Below are 15,707 nucleotides of genomic sequence, written 5' to 3' on the forward strand. Positions count from 1 at the left end.
GATGGGTGCTGGTCATCAGCTTTCGGACTCTGGGAACAGGTACAGGTCGAACCACAGTCCCTGACCGTCGACCTCCAGCTGCTGACTGCTGCCCGAGAGGCTGGGCGGGCCGGCGTAAGTGCCGGTAAGCGTATAGAGGCCCGGGTCAACGGCGAACCGAAAGCTGCCATCAGGGCCAGTGACAACCTCGATCCCGACCGGCTCCAGCCGGATCGTCGCCCCTACCACCGGCAACCAGGTGGTCATGTCGAGCGCTTGGCCCCTGAGGCTCCACATGACGGAGACCGTGAAGAATCCTTGCGTCATGGGACTGTGCCGGCCCCGACGGTCGACCGCCACCGCGTACACCGGACGCTCACCGCTCACGGTGCCGACGTCGATCGTCACATTGGCCGCACCATCACGCCCCGCCGGGACCACGCTGCCCAGGTTGGTACCGCCAACGCTGGGCCCACAGCCGGCGATGGCGAAGAGCAGGAGGGCCGCAGGCAGGCGCGCGGTTCGGTCCCGGATCATGAGGGGCAGCGTAGTGGTTGAAGGCGTGCTCCCAAGCTTGATCGCTTCGTCCCGAAGGAACAGTCTCGTGGCGACAAGCTGCACCCGCAGCTCGTCCGAGCTGGTTGGATGATCCGCCGCCGTCCATGCACGCCCGTGCCGGCTTGCGCTGGTCGTCACTCAGCGAGTCGCCCAGCCGCTGCCAACGACTACCGCGCCCGCCTGGCAGGTCTGCAAGTGAGGCAATTTGGGTCGTTGTCCTCCGGCCCGTTCGGCCACAAACAGACAACGTCCGCGCCGGTCTCCTGCGCAAGCCGTGCCGCTAGGACCGGTCCCATTTCACGCCAGCTCTCACGCTCTTGAACGGTCGCGTCCTCGCCGCCCCCGTACTCGCTGTGCCGTTCCCACCATTCGCGCCAAGCCCACAAGTTGTGAGCCAGCTCCCCGGAAATCCCAAGTCGCTGCGGCGAGGACATACCAGCCGGCTCCCAAACCGGAAAGGCAGAATGCTCAGGGAACACATCCAAGCGGTAGCCGCCTGGCGGTAGCCCCTTGGAACACCACCGTGCGTGCCGTCGGAACTCCTCCATGTCCACCCCCCTGTCAGAACACGGACCGTGTGACCCGCACCGGCGCCTCGACCGCGTTGCCAGACGATTCGCCATCCTGTACGCCACCGGCCCGCCCTCCAGCAAGAGCGGGCCGCCGCCTCGGCTCGACACGTCAAACGGACCTTGGCCCAGCTTCGGTCGTTGGCGGGCGGCGCAGCGGATTGTCGCGTGCAGCTCGATGTGCGGATCTTCGACGACTCGGACGTCACGTTCGGTCAGCTCAGCGGTGCGGTCGACGTCGACGACGCTGCTACGTGGGTCGGGCTGTCGCCTCGCTGCTGGGCGGTGTCGCTGCCGCCTGCCGGCCGGCGCGGCGCTGGCCGGCAGGCGCGCCGGCGGTGCCCGCTCAGCGCGAGAAGATCAGCAGCAGCACCACGGTCAGGATGGCGCTGACCAGGATCGAACCGAGGCAGCCGATCCGGTTCGAGAAGAAGAGAAACATGCCTGCCGGGGTACCCGTCACCCCGGCCCGCACACCCTGTCGGCCTGTCTGTCAGGCGGGTACCGGCTGCTCGACGCGTACCGCGGTGGCTTCTGCGCGAGCGATCGGCCCGGCTGGCAGCGCGGCGACCCCGGCCCCGACGGCGACCGCCGCCCCGGCGAACAGGAAGGCCCAGGTAACTCCGCCGCCGTGGTCGATGATCAGACCCGCGACCGCCGCGCCCACGGCGCTCGCCGCGACCGACATCGTGACGACCCAGGTGTACGCCTCGTTCAGCATGCTCGCCGGGGCGATTCGCCCGACCAGGGTGTTCTCCAGGGTGAGCGCGGGCGCGATGGTGGCCCCGCCGACCACCAGGGCGATGCCGAGCGCCAGCGGGGTGGGCATGACCGCGAAGACCGCGAAGCTGCTGGCGACCGCGCCGAGCAGCCACGCGAACTGCCGGGTCATGGCGGCTGACGGCTTGCGCAGGCCGAACCAGAAGCCGCCGAGGGCGCTGCCCACGCCCCAGACGGCCAGCAGCAGGCCGGCGAGGCTCTCCGGGTCGCCGCCGATGGACCGGTCATCCGCGAAGGCCGGCACGGTCACGCCGGCCGCCCCGAACGCGATGCCGAGGCTCGCGACGCAGACCAGCAGGGCGGGGAAACCGCCCGCCCGCAGCGGGCCGAGTCCTCGGGCATGGTGCTCGCGCGCGTGTGGCCGCCAGCCGCGCATGACCCGTCCGAGCGCCACCGCCGTGGTGCCGACCAGGGTTACCACGGCGGCGCCGACGAGCGCGGCCGCGGCGCTGGCGACGAGCACGAAAACGGCCACCAGCAGCGGGCCGAGCACGAAAACGATCTCGAAGAGCGTGGTCTCGGCGGCGAGAGCCGTGTTGCGCAGGTGGTACCGACCGGAGGCGGGGCCGGTGAGGTCGTTCCAGGCGCCTCGAAGTGCCGCGGTCAACGGCGGATAGGTGGCGCCGGCCAGGCCGGCGGCGAGGTAGATCAGCCCGAGGTCACCGATGTCGCTGCGGCTGGCCCACAGCAGGCCGAACAGGGCGAGCGGGTGGGCCACGGCGGTGGCCAGCAGGACCGGGGTCGGGCCGAGCCGGTCGGAGATCCGCCCGGCGACCGGGCTGAGCGCGGCGCCGGAGAGTGCGTAGGTGCCGCCGGCGACGGCGGCCAGCGAGTATCGCCCCGTCACCTGCTCCACCACCAGCAGTAGCGCCAGCGGCGTCATGCCGATCCCGAGCCGCCCGAGGATGCCGAGGAGCAACAGCACCGGTGCGCCGGGAATCCGCCAGACGCCCAGATACTGGCGCAGTGCGACCACGGTCGGCCTCCGGAGGTGTAATGGGTGAGAGCTTTCCCGACCCTAACGGCGGGCACCCCTGGCGGAAAGCGGTTATGGCCGGCGTGAGCATCCCCGCGACACTGGTCCGCCCGGAACCGGCGGACCGGTCCCGGGCGGGTTCGGGTCGTGCGGACGTCAGCGCTGGAACCGCACCGGTCCACCAGTGGCGGCCATCTGCTCCAGCCGGGCCACCCGCTCCTCCATCCGTGGGTGGGTGGAGAAGAGCGCCGCGATGCCGCCACCCCGCTTGAACGGGTTGTCGATCATCAGGTGGGCGGTGCTGGTCAGCTGGCCCTGCGCCGGCAACGGACGGGCCTGCGTACCCATGTGGATCTTCTTCAGGGCACTTGCCAGGGCCAGCGGGTCGCGGGTGAGCTGGGCGCCGGAGGCGTCGGCCTGGAACTCCCGGCTCCGGCTGATCGCCAACTGGATCACGGTTGCCGCGATCGGCCCGAGGATCAGCGTGAGCAGCAGCACCGCCGGGTTCGGGGCGTCCTCGTCGTCGCCGCCCCCCAACGGGATGAACCAGGCGATGTTGGCGAGCATGGTGATGATGCCGGCCAGACCGGCGGCCACACTGGAGATCAGGATGTCCCGGTTGTAGACGTGCGACAGTTCATGGCCGATCACGCCACGCAACTCGCGGTAGTCCAGGATCTCGGTGATCCCCTGGGTCACGCAGACCGCCGCGTTCTGCGGGTTGCGCCCGGTGGCGAACGCGTTGGGTTGCGAGGTCGGGCTGACGTACAGCCGGGGCATCGGCTGCCGCGCCTCGGTGGCCAACTCCCGGACCATCCGGTACAGCTCGGGGAATTCCGCCTCGCTGACCGGTTGCGCCCGCATCGACCGCAGCGCGAGCTTGTCGGAGTAGAAGTAGGTGACGCCGTTCATCAGCAGCGAGGCGACGACGGCGACGACCAGGCCACCACTGCCGCCGAACCAGTAGCCCACCGCCAGGATCAGCGAGGTGAGCAGGCCGAGCAGCGCGGCGGTCTTGAAACGGTTGTGGTGCACGGTCACTCCTTCGGTGCGCGGGCCGCGCGGGACCCGCCGACCCGTACAACATCACCGGTACCCCGCAACCGTCCCGTTCATGACTGGGAATTGCCTGGAGCAGGCTGTGCGCCCGCTGAACGCCCCCGGCGCAGGGCGGCAACCCGCGCCGGCACGGTCAACGGACGGCGAGGTCCAGGACCAGTTGGGGAGCGAAGCCGATCACCACGGTCGAGGCGGCCGCGAGCGCCAACGTCACCGTCACCGTCCAGGCCGGTTGGCGGACCGAAGCAGCCGGGCCGGGAGAGGCGTAGAGGGTGGCGGTGAGGCGCAGGTAGTAGGCGAGGCCGACCACCGCGTTGACCGCCACCACCAGGGCCAGCCAGCCCGCCCCGCCGTCCAGCACCGAGCGGACCACCGTCACCTTGGCGAAGAGGCCGGCCAGGCCCGGCGGCAGCCCGGCCAGACCGGTCAGCGCCAGCGCGAACGCCGCGCCGACCCACGGGTGCCGGCGGGCAGCGCCGCGCAGGTCGTCGACGCTGCCGCCGTCCGCGCCGACCGGGCGCAACGCCACCAGCGCCGCGAACGCGACGAGTTCCAACGTCACGAAGAAGACCGCGTACCCGACGACGGCCGCGAAGGCGGTGGCGCGGGCGTCCCCGGTGCGGCCGGCGGCCAGCGCCAGCGCGCCCAGCGGCGCCAGGATGTAACCGGCCTGGGCCACCGACGACCAGGCCAGCAGCCGGACGGTACGCCGCTGGCGCAGCGCCACCAGGTTGCCGACCGTCATGGTGAGCACGGCGAGCGCGGCGAGCACCGGGCCGGTGACGTCGGCCGGCAACGCCCGCTGCACCACGGCGAGCAGGGCGACCACCCCGCCGAGCTTCGAGGCGGTGGAGAGGTACGCCGCCACCGGCACCGGCGCGCCGTCGTAGGTGGCCGGGGCCCAGGCGTGGAACGGCACCGCCGCCACCTTGAAGGCGAGCCCGACCACCACCAGCGTGACCGCTGCGGTGGTCAACGGCAGGTCTCGGGCGTCAGCGAGGAGCGCGCCGAGCCGGTCGAGGTGCAGCCCACCGGTGACCGCGTACAGCAGCGCCGCGCCGAGAAGGGTGAGGGTGGTCGCCACCACGCTGACCACGAAGAAGGTGACCGCCGCCTCGGCGCTGGCGAGGCTGCCCCGACGCAGCCCGACCAGGACGTACAACGGGAGGGTGAGGGTCTCCAACGCGACGATCAGGGTGATCAGGTCACCGGCCGCGCCGAGCACCACGCCGCCGGTCATCGAGCAGGCGAGCAGGAAGCAGTACTCCCCCACCGGGGTCGGACCGCTGCCCAGCAGCGGCCCGGAGAGCCCGAGCACCCCGAGGGTGAGCAGCGCGAAGACGGCGGCGACCAGGGCCGACCGCCCGTCGAAGACCCAGGAGCAGTCGGCCCCGACGCAGAAGGTGCGGCGGGTTTCTCCCGCGCCCACCGCCACCGCGCCGGCCACGGTGGCGACCGCCCCCACGGCGGCCACGGCCACGGTCGCGCCGGCGCGGGCCAACAGCAGGTCGGCCAGGAGCACCAGGACGGCGGTGCCGGCCGCCAGGTACGCCGGCAGCAGCGCCACGTTGTCGACGCTCTGCACCAGACTCATGCCGCCCACCTCCGCCGTACCTCCACCGGTCCGCCCGCGACCGACCTCCTCACGCTCACCCGCGTCACCCCAGCTCGCGACTGCGGGGCTCGCAAACCCGGCTCACTCCTCACGCTCACCCGCGACACCCCAGCTCGCGACTGCGGGGCTCGCAAACCCGGCTCACTCCTCACGCTCACCCGCGACACCCCAGCTCGCGACTGCGGGGCTCGCAAACCCGGCTCACTCCTCACGCTCACCGCAGCACCCCGACCAGGGCGTCCACCGGGCCGGCGGCGAAGCCGAGCACCAGCGCCGGCACCAGTCCCACCGCCAGGGCCAGCAGCATCAGCGGCGTCCAGGCGGCCAGCTCCGCGCCGGCCAGGCCGGGGGCGACCCGGGCCACCGCCGGGGTGGGCCGCCCGTGGGTGACCTGCCGCAACAGCCGCAGGAAGTACGCGGCGGTGAGCGCGCCGCCGATCGCGGCCAGGACGGCCAGCGTGGTCCACAGCCCACCGCCCCGCCCGACGGCGGCGACCACGGCGAACGCCTCCCCCCAGAAGCCGGCCAGCCCGGGCAGGCCCAGCGAGGCGACCGCAGCGAAGCCGAGCAGCCCGGCGAGCCGGGGCGCCGTCTCCCGCAGCCCGGACAGCTCCGCCAGCGCGCCGGTGCCGGTGCGATCCTTGATCGCCCCGGCGAGGAAGAAGAGCAGGCCGGTGATCACACCGTGCGCGATGTTGCCGATCAGCGCGGCCTGGATGCCGGTGGCGGTCAGGGTGGCCACCCCGAGCAGCACGAAGCCCATGTGCCCGACGCTCGAGTACGCGATGAGCCGTTTCAGGTCGTCCTGGGCGAGGCAGACCAGCGAACCGACGATGATCGCGGCGACGGCGAGCACGCCGAGCGCCGGGGCGGCCCAACGTGCCCCCTCCGGCGCCACCCCGACCGCCATCCGGACCAGGCCGTACGTGCCCATCTTCAGCAACACCCCGGCGAGGATGACACTGCCCACGGTGGGGGCCTGGGTGTGCGCGTCGGGCAACCAGGAATGCAGCGGCCAGAGCGGACTCTTCACCGCGAACGCGAACGCCAACAAAGTGAACGCGGCCAGTTGGGTGCCCCGGGACAGGCCCGTACCACCGGTGAGGGCGGCCACGTCGGCGGTCCCGGCCTCGGCGACCACCACGTAGACACCGACGAGCAACAGCACCGAGCCGAGGAGGGTGTAGAGGGCGAACTTGCGGGCCGCTCGCCGCCGGTCCTCGCCGCCCCAACCGGCGATGATCGCGTACATCGGCAGCAGGACGACCTCGAAGAAGACGAAGAACAGCACCAGGTCCAGGGCGAGGAACGTGCCGAGGATGCCGACCTCGACCACCAGCAACAACGCCACCAGGGCCCGGCCGGTGCCGCCCGCCGGCACCCGCCAGACCGTGTAGCCGCAGCAGAGCACGGTCAGCAGCGCGGTCAGCACCACCAGCGGCCAGGAGAGACCGTCCACGCCGAGGTGGAAGCGCAGGTCGAGGCCCGGCACCCAGGGCAGGTCGAGCCGGTGCCAGGGCAGCACCGCCGGCGCCGGGCCGAAGGCGGACCAGCCGCGGTCGCCGGACACCAGCAGCACCGCGGCGACCAGGGTCAGCCCGGCGACCGCCGTGCCGACCAGCCGGGCGGCCCGGTCCCGGGGTGTCACCGCCACCAGCACCGCCCCGACCGCCGGCGTCGCCAGCACCGCGACCAGCAGGAACTCTCCGAGACTCACGGTGCCACCTCAGTTCGCGACTGCGGGGCTCGCAAACCCGGCTCACTCCTCACGCTCACGGGCACCACCTCAGTTCGCGACTGCGGGGCTCGCAAACCCGGCTCACTCCTCACGCTCACGGGCACCACCTCAGTTCGCGACTGCGGGGCTCGCAAACCGCTCACGGCGACCCTCCGATCAGGACAGCCGCCAGCCCGATCAGCAGGGCTCCGGCGAGCACCGCGCCCGCCGCGCGGGGCAGCGCCGCCCGGTGCAGCGTGGCCAGTGCGCCGCCGAGGCCGCGCACCGCGCGTCCGCTCCCCTCCACCAGGCCGTCCACCCCGGCCTCGTCACCGGTACGCACCGTTCGGGCCAGCGCGGTCGCCGGTCGTACGACCAGGGCGTGCTGGACGTCGTCGAGCCGGAACCCACCGGCGAACACCGGCCGCAGCGGACCCAGAGCGTCCGCCGGGTCGGCGGCGGGCTCCCGCCGCCAGCCGGCCCAGGCCAGGGCAGCTCCGACCAGCAGCAGCACCGCCGGCAGCAGCAGCTCCGGCCCGACGTGCACGAGCAGCGCCTCCCCCGGTGGCAACGCCGGCACGACCGGGAAGAGCAGCCGGTCGGCGAAGGGCCGGACGAACCCGGCCAGCCCCAGCAGCGCCGCCGGTACGGCCAGCAGCAGCACCGGCCAGCGCATCGCGGCCGGCGGGTCGTGCGGGTGCAGCAGCGGCAGCCGGCGCTCGCCGAGGAAGGCACGCAGCAGCAGCCGGGTGGCGTACCAGGCGGTGAGCACCACGCCGAGCAGCCCGGCCAGCCAGACCAGCCAGCCCACCCAGGCCGGGGCGGGCCCGGTGCCGTCCAGCGCGGCGGCCTGGGCGACCGCGAGCACGGCGTCCTTGCTCCAGAAGCCGGACAGCGGCGGCACCCCGGCCAGCGCGCCGAGCCCGACCACCGTGCACCAGAAGGTGACGGGCATGTCCCGGCGCAACCCGCCCATCCGGGACATCAGCGTGGTGCCCACGGCGTGGATCACCGCGCCGGCGGCGAGGAAGAGCAGCGCCTTGAAGGCGGCGTGGGTGAGCAGGTGGAACAACGCGGCGGCGGGTGCCCCGACGGCGAGGGCCCCGGTCATGTAGCCGAGTTGGGACACCGTCGACCAGGCGAGCACCCGCTTGAGGTCGTCCTGCGCGGTGGCCGCGAGCGCGCCGAGCAGCAGGGTCGTCGAGCCCAGCACGCCGAGCACGGCCAGCGCCGCCGGGGCCGCCTCGAACAGCGGGAAGAGCCGCGTCACCGCGTACACCCCGGCGGCGACCATGGTGGCCGCGTGGATCAGGGCGGAGATGGGAGTGGGACCGGCCATCGCGTCGGGCAGCCAGGTGTGCAGCGGGAACTGGGCGCTCTTGCCGGCCACCCCGGCGAGCAACAGCAGGCAGGCGGTGGTGAGCAGGCCGGTGGTGTGGTCGTGGGCGAGCACGTCGGCGATCCGGAAACTGCCCGCCGAGACGCCGAGCAGCGCGATGCCGAGCAGGAAACCGACGTCACCCACCCGGGTCACCAGGAACGCCTTCATCGCGGCGGCCGGCGCCTCGGGCAGCCGCCGGTCGTGCGCGATGAGCAGGTAGGAGCAGAGCCCCATCACCTCCCAGCCGACCAGCAGCAGAATCAGGTCGCCGGCGACCACCACCAACAGCATCGCGGCGGTGAAGAGGCTGATCTGCGCCGCGTACGGCGGGTAACGGTGATCCATCTCGACGTCGTCGTGCGGGCCCCGCCGCAGGTAGGCGGTCGAGTACACCTGCACGGCCAGGGCGACCGCCGCCACCGCCACCGCGACCAGCGCGGCCACCCCGTCCAGCCGGACGCCCAGGGTGACCCGCAGGCCACCCAGGTCGATCCAGGTGGTCGAGGTCTCCACCGGGTCACCGACCCGGGCCAGCAGGGCCAGCGCGACGACCAACGCACCGGCAGCTCCGACGACACCGAGGCCGATCGCTGCCCGCCGGGCCCGGTCCTCCCCGGTGCTCGTGCCCTTCGGCGACGGCGGCAGCAGCAGCCCGACCAGGCCCGCGACCAGCGGTACGGCCGGCAGCGCGACCCCGAGCAGCCCGGTCACCGTTGCCCCTCCGTCCGGTCGGCGGCCCCGGTGTCCGGGCCCGGACGGTCAGCGCCGGTGCCGGCGAGGACCGGCGCCGGCGGCTCGGCCAGCGGCACCTCGTCGACGGCCACACTGGCCCGCATCCGGTAGAGCTGGAGCACGATGGCAAGCCCGACACCGATCTCGGCGGCGGCCAGCACGATCACGAACAGCGCGAAGACCTGCCCGCCGTGCGGCAACGCGGCCCGGGCGGTGGTGTCGGCGGTGACCAGCACCAGGTTGACCGCGTTGAGCATCAGCTCGACCGCCATCAGCACCAGCACGGCGTTGCGCCGGCGCAGCACGCCGTACACGCCGAGGCCGAACAGGAACGCGGCGGTGAGGTACGGGATGACCGGCCTCACCCGCGACCGCCCTCGTCGACGGCGGCACCCGCGACCGGGCCGGCGGGCGTCGCGGCGTCGGGGCGGCGGCCGATCTCGGGACGGGAGAGCACGATCGCCCCCACCAGGGCGGCCAGCAGCAACACCGACAGCACCTCGAACGGCAGCACCCAGGCGCGGAAGACCTGCTCGCCGAGGCGCTCGGCGGTGCCGGCGGCGGGCAACTCCACCCGGGACCAGCGGTACGCGTCCACCAGCAGCACGGCCAGCCCCAACCCGGAACCCCCACCGATCAGGGCGGCCGGCCAACCGGGCCGGTCCAGGTCGTCGGAGGCGCCGATCGGGGCGCGGGTCAGCATCACCGCGAACAGCAGCAGCACCACCACCGCGCCGACGTAGATCAGCACCTGCACCCAGGCCACCAGTTCGGCGGTGAGTACCAGGTAGTCGCCGGCCAGCGCGCCCAGGCATAGCACCAGGTACAGGCCGGCCCGGACCAGGTGCTTCGTGGCGACCACGAGCACCCCGGCACCGACCGCCACCGCGCCGAGGGCGAGCAGCAGCACGTCCGCCCCGGTCATCAGGTGGCACTCCCGTCAGCGGCGGGGCCGGGCCCGGGGCGTGCCACGGCGGAGCTGGTGGGGGCCGCGGCCTTCCGCGCGGCGGTGGCCTCCTCCTTGGCCGGCTCGCCGTTGCGGTCGTGCGCGGGCGGCGGCGGGACGCTGCCCATCCACTGGCCGAGGTGGTCCTTGTCGTGCAGCAGGTCCTTGATGTCGTACTCGGCGTACTCGAACTCGGGTGACCAGTAGAGCGCGTCGAACGGGCAGACCTCGACGCAGATGCCGCAGTACATGCAGAGCGAGAAGTCGATGTCGAACCGGTCGAGCACGTTGCGCTGGCGGGGGCGGGCGGCGCCGGGCACCGCCACCTCCTCCTTGTGCGAGTCGATGTAGATGCACCAGTCCGGGCACTCCCGGGCGCAGAGCATGCAGACCGTGCAGTTCTCCGCCAGCAGCGCGATCACGCCCCGGGAACGCGGTGGCAGCTCGGGGGCGACGTCCGGGTACTGCTGGGTGGTCGACCGGCTGGTCATCGTCTTCAAGGTGACCGCCAGGCCCTTCACCAGCCCGGTGCCGGGAAGACCGCTGCGCTCGCTCATGCCGCTCATCCTGCCCTGTGCCCGCGGCGTGCGCGACCACCACCCGGCTCTTCCCGGCGGTACGGTGACAGGCGGGGAGAACGACGCACCGGAAAGGACCCGTCGATGACCGCCGCTATGCACGACGAGTTTCCGCCGCCGGGTGAGTGGACGACCGACGACCTGGACCGCCTGCCCGACGACGGCCGTCGTCGCCCCGAGCTCCTGGACGGAAACCTGCTCATGTCGCCCTCCCCCACGCGACTCCACCAGTCCATCGCCGGCCGCCTGATGGCCGCTCTGGAGGAGACCTGCCCCGCCGACCTCGACGTCACCCAGGGCGTCGAGGTACGGATCTCCCGACGGCGGTCCTTCATCCCCGATCTGCTGGTCACCGAGCTGGACGCGTCCGTGCGCAACCCGTCGCAGTATCGGCCGAACGAGGTCCTGCTGGTGGTCGAGATCGTCTCCGAGGGCTCGCGCAGCATCGACCGGGTGCTCAAGCCCGCGCTGTACGCCGAGGCGGACATCCCGTACTTCTGGCGGATCGAGACCGAGGCGGGCATCGTCGTGCACGCCCACAAGCTCGACCCGGTCAAGCAGGTCTACGTCGAGCAGGCGCGGATGACCGACGGCATCCTGCTGCCCGAGCCGTGGGAGATGGACATTCCACTGGCCCGGATCACGCCCCGGGGTCGTTGAGCGGACGCCCGCCCGAGTCGTGATCCGGGCGCTCGCCGGGCCGACTGGTTCACCGTCCGCCAAGATGGGTCACAGCGGTGCAGTCGGAACGTGGGGGGGCGACGTGGGCGAGACGACAGGCGGGAAGTACGTCGAGCCGGGTGGCGAGTTCACCCGGGACCAGCGCTACGTCGCCACCCGGATCACCGCCGACGGCCGGGACGGGTGGCCGGTGGAGCCTGGCCGGTACCGGCTGGTGGTCAGCCGGGCCTGTCCGTGGGCCAATCGGCTGATCATCGTCCGGCGGCTGCTGGGGTTGGCGGACACCATCTCGATGGCGGTTGCCGGCCCGACCCACGACGCCCGGAGCTGGACGTTCGACCTGGACCCGGACGGGCGCGACCCGGTGCTGGGCATCGAGCGCCTCCAGGAGGCATACTTCGCGCGGTTCCCCGGCTACGAGCGGGGCGTCACCGTGCCGGCGCTGGTGGACGTGCCGACGGGGCAGGTGGTCACCAACGACTACGCGCAGATGAGCCTGGACCTGTCGACCGAGTGGACGGCGTACCACCGCGAGGGGGCACCGCGGCTCTACCCCGAACACCTGCGCGACGAGATCGACGAGGTCAACGCCGTGGTGTTCGCCGACGTCAACAACGGCGTCTACCGGTGCGGCTTCGCCGGCTCGCAGGAGGCGTACGAGCAGGCGTACCACCGGCTCTTCGACCGGCTGGACTGGCTGACCGAGCGGTTGTCCGGGCAGCGGTACCTGGTCGGCGACACCGTCACCGAGGCGGACGTGCGGCTGTTCACCACCCTGGTCCGCTTCGATGCGGTCTACCACGGCCACTTCAAGTGCAACCGGCAGAAGCTGTCCGAGATGCCGGTGCTGTGGGCGTACGCGCGGGACCTGTTCACCACCCCCGGCTTCGGGGACACCATCGACTTCGACCACATCAAGCGGCACTACTACGAGGTGCACCGGGACATCAACCCGACCGGCGTGGTGCCGGCCGGCCCCGACCTGTCGAACTGGCTCGTTCCGCACCACCGGGCGGAACTGGGCGGGCGGCCCTTCGGCGACGGCACCCCGCCGCCTCCGCCGCCGCCCGCCGAACGGGTCGCCCCCGCCAGCACTCCGCTGCGCTGACCTTCCATGATCCACTCTGATTGCGCCGTGTCGGGGCGTCGGCCGACAGGAACACCCCGACCTGGCGCGAATTCGGGGCGGACCTGGGGTGGGGGTCAGAGGGCGAGGCGGACGGCGGCCGTCAGGACCAGCTGGGCCAGGGCGACGGGGACGAGGACGAGCCAGCAGAGGCGTTGGAGCTGGTCCTCGCGCAACCGCGGGTACGACACGCGCAGCCAGATGATCACGAAGGACACGGCGAAGACCTTCACCAACGTCCACAGCCAGCCGAGCTGCGCGTCGGCGAACGGCCCCTGCCAGCCGCCGAGGAACAGCACGGTGGTCAGCGCGGCGATCACCACGATGCCGACGTACTCGGCGAGCAGGAAGAACGCGAACCGCAGACCGGTGTACTCGGTCATGTAGCCGAAGACCAGTTCCGAGTCGGCGACCGGCATGTCGAACGGCGGCCGGCGGATCTCCGCCAGCCCGGCGACGAAGAACACGATCATCGCGGGGGCCTGCCAGAGCAGCCACCACGGCCGCCACGCCTCGACGATGCCGCCGAGGCTGAGCGTCCCGGCCGCCATCGCCACCGAGGCGGCGGCCAGCACCAGCGGAAGCTCGTAGCCGAGCAGCTGGGCCGCCCCGCGCAGCCCGCCGAGGAGGCTGTACTTGTTGGCCGAGGCCCAGGCCGACATCAGCACCGCCACCACACCCACCCCGACCACGGCGAGGACGAAGAAGAGGCCGATGTCCAGCGGCTGCCCGACCAGGTCGTCCGGGCCGAGCGGGATCACCAGCAGCACCAGCAGGTAGGGCACGAGCGCCACCACCGGTGCGAGCCGGAACACCGGCCGGTCCGCCTCGCGCGGCGTGATGTCCTCCTTCTGCACGAACTTGACCCCGTCGGCGATCAGCTGCGCCCAGCCGTGGAAGCCGCCGGCGTACATCGGGCCGAGCCGGCCCTGCATGTGCGCCATCACCTTGTGCTCGGCCTGCCCGACCACCAGCGGCAGCGTGAGGAAGGCGACCAGCACGCCGCCGACCCGGACCACCAACTCCAACCAGGTCGGCATCAGGCCGTACCCCCTTCGGCGCCGCCCTCGGCGGGCCGCACCGCACGGGTGCCCGGGGCCGGCCGGGCGGGCCGCTCCCGCGCCGGGCGGGCCGGGGCGCCGCCACGCGGGCCCTCGCCCGCACCGGCCGCGCCCGCCGGGGTGGGCGTGCTGCCCCACTCACCTGGTGCCGGCACGCCGGGCGGGCGGACGGCACGGCGGCCGCCACCGGCCTCGGACTCGCCCGGCTCCTTCGCCCCCGGCCACGGCTTGGCCACCCGGGAGGCGAGCACGAACTCCTTGCGCAGTGGGTGCCCCTCGAACTCCGGCGGCAGCAGCAGCGGGGCGAGCCCGGGATGGCCGGTGAAGTCGATGCCGAACATCTCGTGGGTCTCCCGCTCGTGCCAGGCCGCGCCGGGGTACAGGCCCACCACCGAGACCACGGACGGCGACTCGCGTGGCACCCGGGTCCGCAGCAACACGCCGTGCCGGTGCCGGGTCGACCACAGGTGCGCCACCACGTCGAACCCGGTGACCAACTCGTCCACCGCCGAGAGCCAGTCGAAGAAGTCGCAGGCCAGCTCGGCGTCGTCCCGGGCCGCCCGCAGCGCGTCGGCCCAGCTCGACGGCGGCACGTCCACGGTGGCCCGGGCGTACCCCTGGCCGCCGGAGACCGACGCGGTGCCCTCGACCGGCGCGAGCAGCGCGACCACCCGTCGGCCGACCTCTTCCGGAGTCATGCCGCTGATCCTATGGCCGGGGACCGGTCGCCGTGTCGCGCCGCCCGTCGCGGAGCTCGCCGGCCGGCTGTCCGCCGTCGCGGCGGACTCAAGCCGGCCGTCCGCCGTCGCGGCGCGGCTTCTGCGGCCGGTCCGCCTCCGCGGCAGGGCTTCTGCCGCTTTGCCCGGCGGGCAGCCACCCGGCGGGGAAAGATGAGGACCGTGCGCGCTGTGACTGTGTCTCCCGGGGTGCCTGACTCGCTGCGGCTGACCGACGACTGGCCGGAACCCGCCGCCGAGGAGGGCGCGATCCTGGTCGAGGCACTCGCGGTGGGCGTCTGCGGCACCGACCAGGAGATAATCGCAGGCCACTACGGCGAGGCCCCGCCCGGCCAGCAACGGCTGGTGCTCGGGCACGAGTCGCTGGGCCGGGTGTTGGAGGACCCGAGCGGCACGCTGCGCTCCGGCGACCTGGTGGCCGGCATCGTCCGGCACCCCGACCCGGTGCCCTGCCCCAACTGTGCCGTGGACGAGTGGGACATGTGCCGCAACGGACGGTACACCGAACACGGCATCAAGGGACTGCCCGGCTTCGCCCGGGACCGGTGGCGGGTACAGCCGAAGTTCGCCGTCGGGCTGGATCCGGTCCTCGCCCCTGTCGGGATGTTGCTGGAGCCGGCCAGCGTGGTGGCGAAGGCGTGGGACCACATCGAGCGCATCGGCTGCCGCGCCGAGTGGAAGCCGCAGACGGCGCTGGTCACCGGGGCCGGGCCGATCGGCCTGCTGGCGGCGCTGCTGGCCACCCAGCGAGGGCTGTCCGTGCACGTGCTGGACCGCGCCACCGCCGGTCCGAAGCCAGCTCTGGTCCGGGCGCTCGGCGCGACCTACCACACCGGGACCGTCGACGAGCTGGACCTCGACCCGGACGTGGTGGTCGAGTGCACCGGAGCACCGGTGGTGGTGCTGGACGCGATGTGCAAGGTGGGGCCGGCCGGAATCGTCTGCCTGACCGGGGTTTCCAGCGGCGGTCGGACCATCGACTTCGACGCGGGGGCGCTCAACCGGGCCCTGGTGCTGGAGAACAACGTCGTCTTCGGCTCGGTCAACGCCAACCGCCGGCACTGGGAGCAGGCCGCCGACGCCCTCGCCCGGGCCGACCAGTCCTGGCTCAACTCGCTGATCACCCGGCGGGTGCCGGTGGGTGAGTACGCGCAGGCGTACTCCGCCACCGACGAGGACATCAAGGTGGTGCTGGACTTCACCGCCTGAAGC

General features: G+C 72.8%; 14 protein-coding genes. 3 read left to right on the forward strand and 11 right to left on the reverse strand.

Going from position 1 to position 15,707, the window contains the following annotated elements; genetic code table 11:
• Positions 1-15: 15 nt before the first annotated feature.
• The 9 genes from E1193_RS04650 to E1193_RS04690 form a co-directional block, all read right to left on the reverse strand.
• Complete coding sequence (locus E1193_RS04650) at positions 16-516, reverse strand: hypothetical protein (RefSeq protein WP_132180569.1); 501 nt, start codon at positions 514-516, stop codon at positions 16-18.
• A gap of 1,083 nt (positions 517-1,599) precedes the next feature.
• Positions 1,600-2,862 carry an MFS transporter gene (locus tag E1193_RS04655; RefSeq protein ID WP_132180571.1) on the reverse strand — a complete coding sequence of 421 codons (1,263 nt, stop codon included), beginning with the start codon at positions 2,860-2,862 and terminating at the stop codon, positions 1,600-1,602.
• 156 nt (positions 2,863-3,018) lie between these two features.
• Positions 3,019-3,897, reverse strand: a complete 879-nt coding sequence (htpX, locus tag E1193_RS04660) for a zinc metalloprotease HtpX (protein WP_132180573.1) — start codon at positions 3,895-3,897, stop codon at positions 3,019-3,021.
• Positions 3,898-4,054: 157 nt separating this feature from the next.
• Complete coding sequence (locus E1193_RS04665; RefSeq protein WP_132180575.1) at positions 4,055-5,515, reverse strand: proton-conducting transporter membrane subunit; 1,461 nt, start codon at positions 5,513-5,515, stop codon at positions 4,055-4,057.
• Between the two features lie 235 nt (positions 5,516-5,750).
• Complete coding sequence (locus E1193_RS04670; protein ID WP_132180577.1) at positions 5,751-7,253, reverse strand: NADH-quinone oxidoreductase subunit M; 1,503 nt, start codon at positions 7,251-7,253, stop codon at positions 5,751-5,753.
• Positions 7,254-7,413: 160 nt separating this feature from the next.
• Positions 7,414-9,345, reverse strand: a complete 1,932-nt coding sequence (locus E1193_RS04675; protein WP_132180579.1) for an NADH-quinone oxidoreductase subunit L — start codon at positions 9,343-9,345, stop codon at positions 7,414-7,416.
• Positions 9,342-9,731, reverse strand: coding sequence for an NADH-quinone oxidoreductase subunit NuoK (gene nuoK, locus E1193_RS04680; RefSeq protein ID WP_243707280.1), 390 nt, complete (start codon positions 9,729-9,731; stop codon positions 9,342-9,344). The genes E1193_RS04675 and nuoK overlap by 4 nt, the downstream gene beginning before the upstream one ends.
• On the reverse strand, positions 9,728-10,291 hold the full coding sequence (locus E1193_RS04685; protein WP_243707281.1) for an NADH-quinone oxidoreductase subunit J: 564 nt from the start codon (positions 10,289-10,291) through the stop codon (positions 9,728-9,730). Before E1193_RS04685 ends, nuoK begins: the two co-directional genes overlap by 4 nt.
• Positions 10,291-10,878, reverse strand: a complete 588-nt coding sequence (locus E1193_RS04690; RefSeq protein ID WP_132180581.1) for an NADH-quinone oxidoreductase subunit I — start codon at positions 10,876-10,878, stop codon at positions 10,291-10,293. Before E1193_RS04690 ends, E1193_RS04685 begins: the two co-directional genes overlap by 1 nt.
• Before the next feature lie 96 nt (positions 10,879-10,974).
• On the opposite strand from E1193_RS04690, the gene E1193_RS04695 reads away from it, so the two are divergent.
• A complete protein-coding gene (locus E1193_RS04695) occupies positions 10,975-11,550 on the forward strand; it encodes a Uma2 family endonuclease (RefSeq protein WP_132180583.1) in 576 nt (191 codons plus the stop codon).
• A 64-nt stretch (positions 11,551-11,614) separates the two neighbouring features.
• Positions 11,615-12,679: a glutathione S-transferase C-terminal domain-containing protein gene (locus E1193_RS04700; RefSeq protein ID WP_132180585.1), complete on the forward strand. Its 1,065-nt coding sequence runs from the start codon at positions 11,615-11,617 to the stop codon at positions 12,677-12,679.
• Between the two features lie 95 nt (positions 12,680-12,774).
• On the opposite strand, the gene nuoH is transcribed toward E1193_RS04700, so the two are convergent.
• Together nuoH and E1193_RS04710 are read right to left on the reverse strand one after the other, a co-directional pair.
• Complete coding sequence (nuoH, locus tag E1193_RS04705; protein ID WP_132180587.1) at positions 12,775-13,737, reverse strand: NADH-quinone oxidoreductase subunit NuoH; 963 nt, start codon at positions 13,735-13,737, stop codon at positions 12,775-12,777.
• The gene (locus tag E1193_RS04710) at positions 13,737-14,456 is read right to left on the reverse strand and encodes an NADH-quinone oxidoreductase subunit C (RefSeq protein WP_132180589.1); all 720 of its coding nucleotides are present in this window, start codon (positions 14,454-14,456) and stop codon (positions 13,737-13,739) included. Before E1193_RS04710 ends, nuoH begins: the two co-directional genes overlap by 1 nt.
• 201 nt (positions 14,457-14,657) lie before the next feature.
• Between E1193_RS04710 and E1193_RS04715 the strand changes: the two genes are divergently transcribed.
• On the forward strand, positions 14,658-15,704 hold the full coding sequence (locus E1193_RS04715) for a glucose 1-dehydrogenase (protein ID WP_207922565.1): 1,047 nt from the start codon (positions 14,658-14,660) through the stop codon (positions 15,702-15,704).
• Positions 15,705-15,707 lie beyond the last annotated feature (3 nt).

This window comes from Micromonospora sp. KC606 (assembly GCF_004348675.1).
Classification (GTDB): Bacteria; Actinomycetota; Actinomycetes; order Mycobacteriales; family Micromonosporaceae; genus Micromonospora.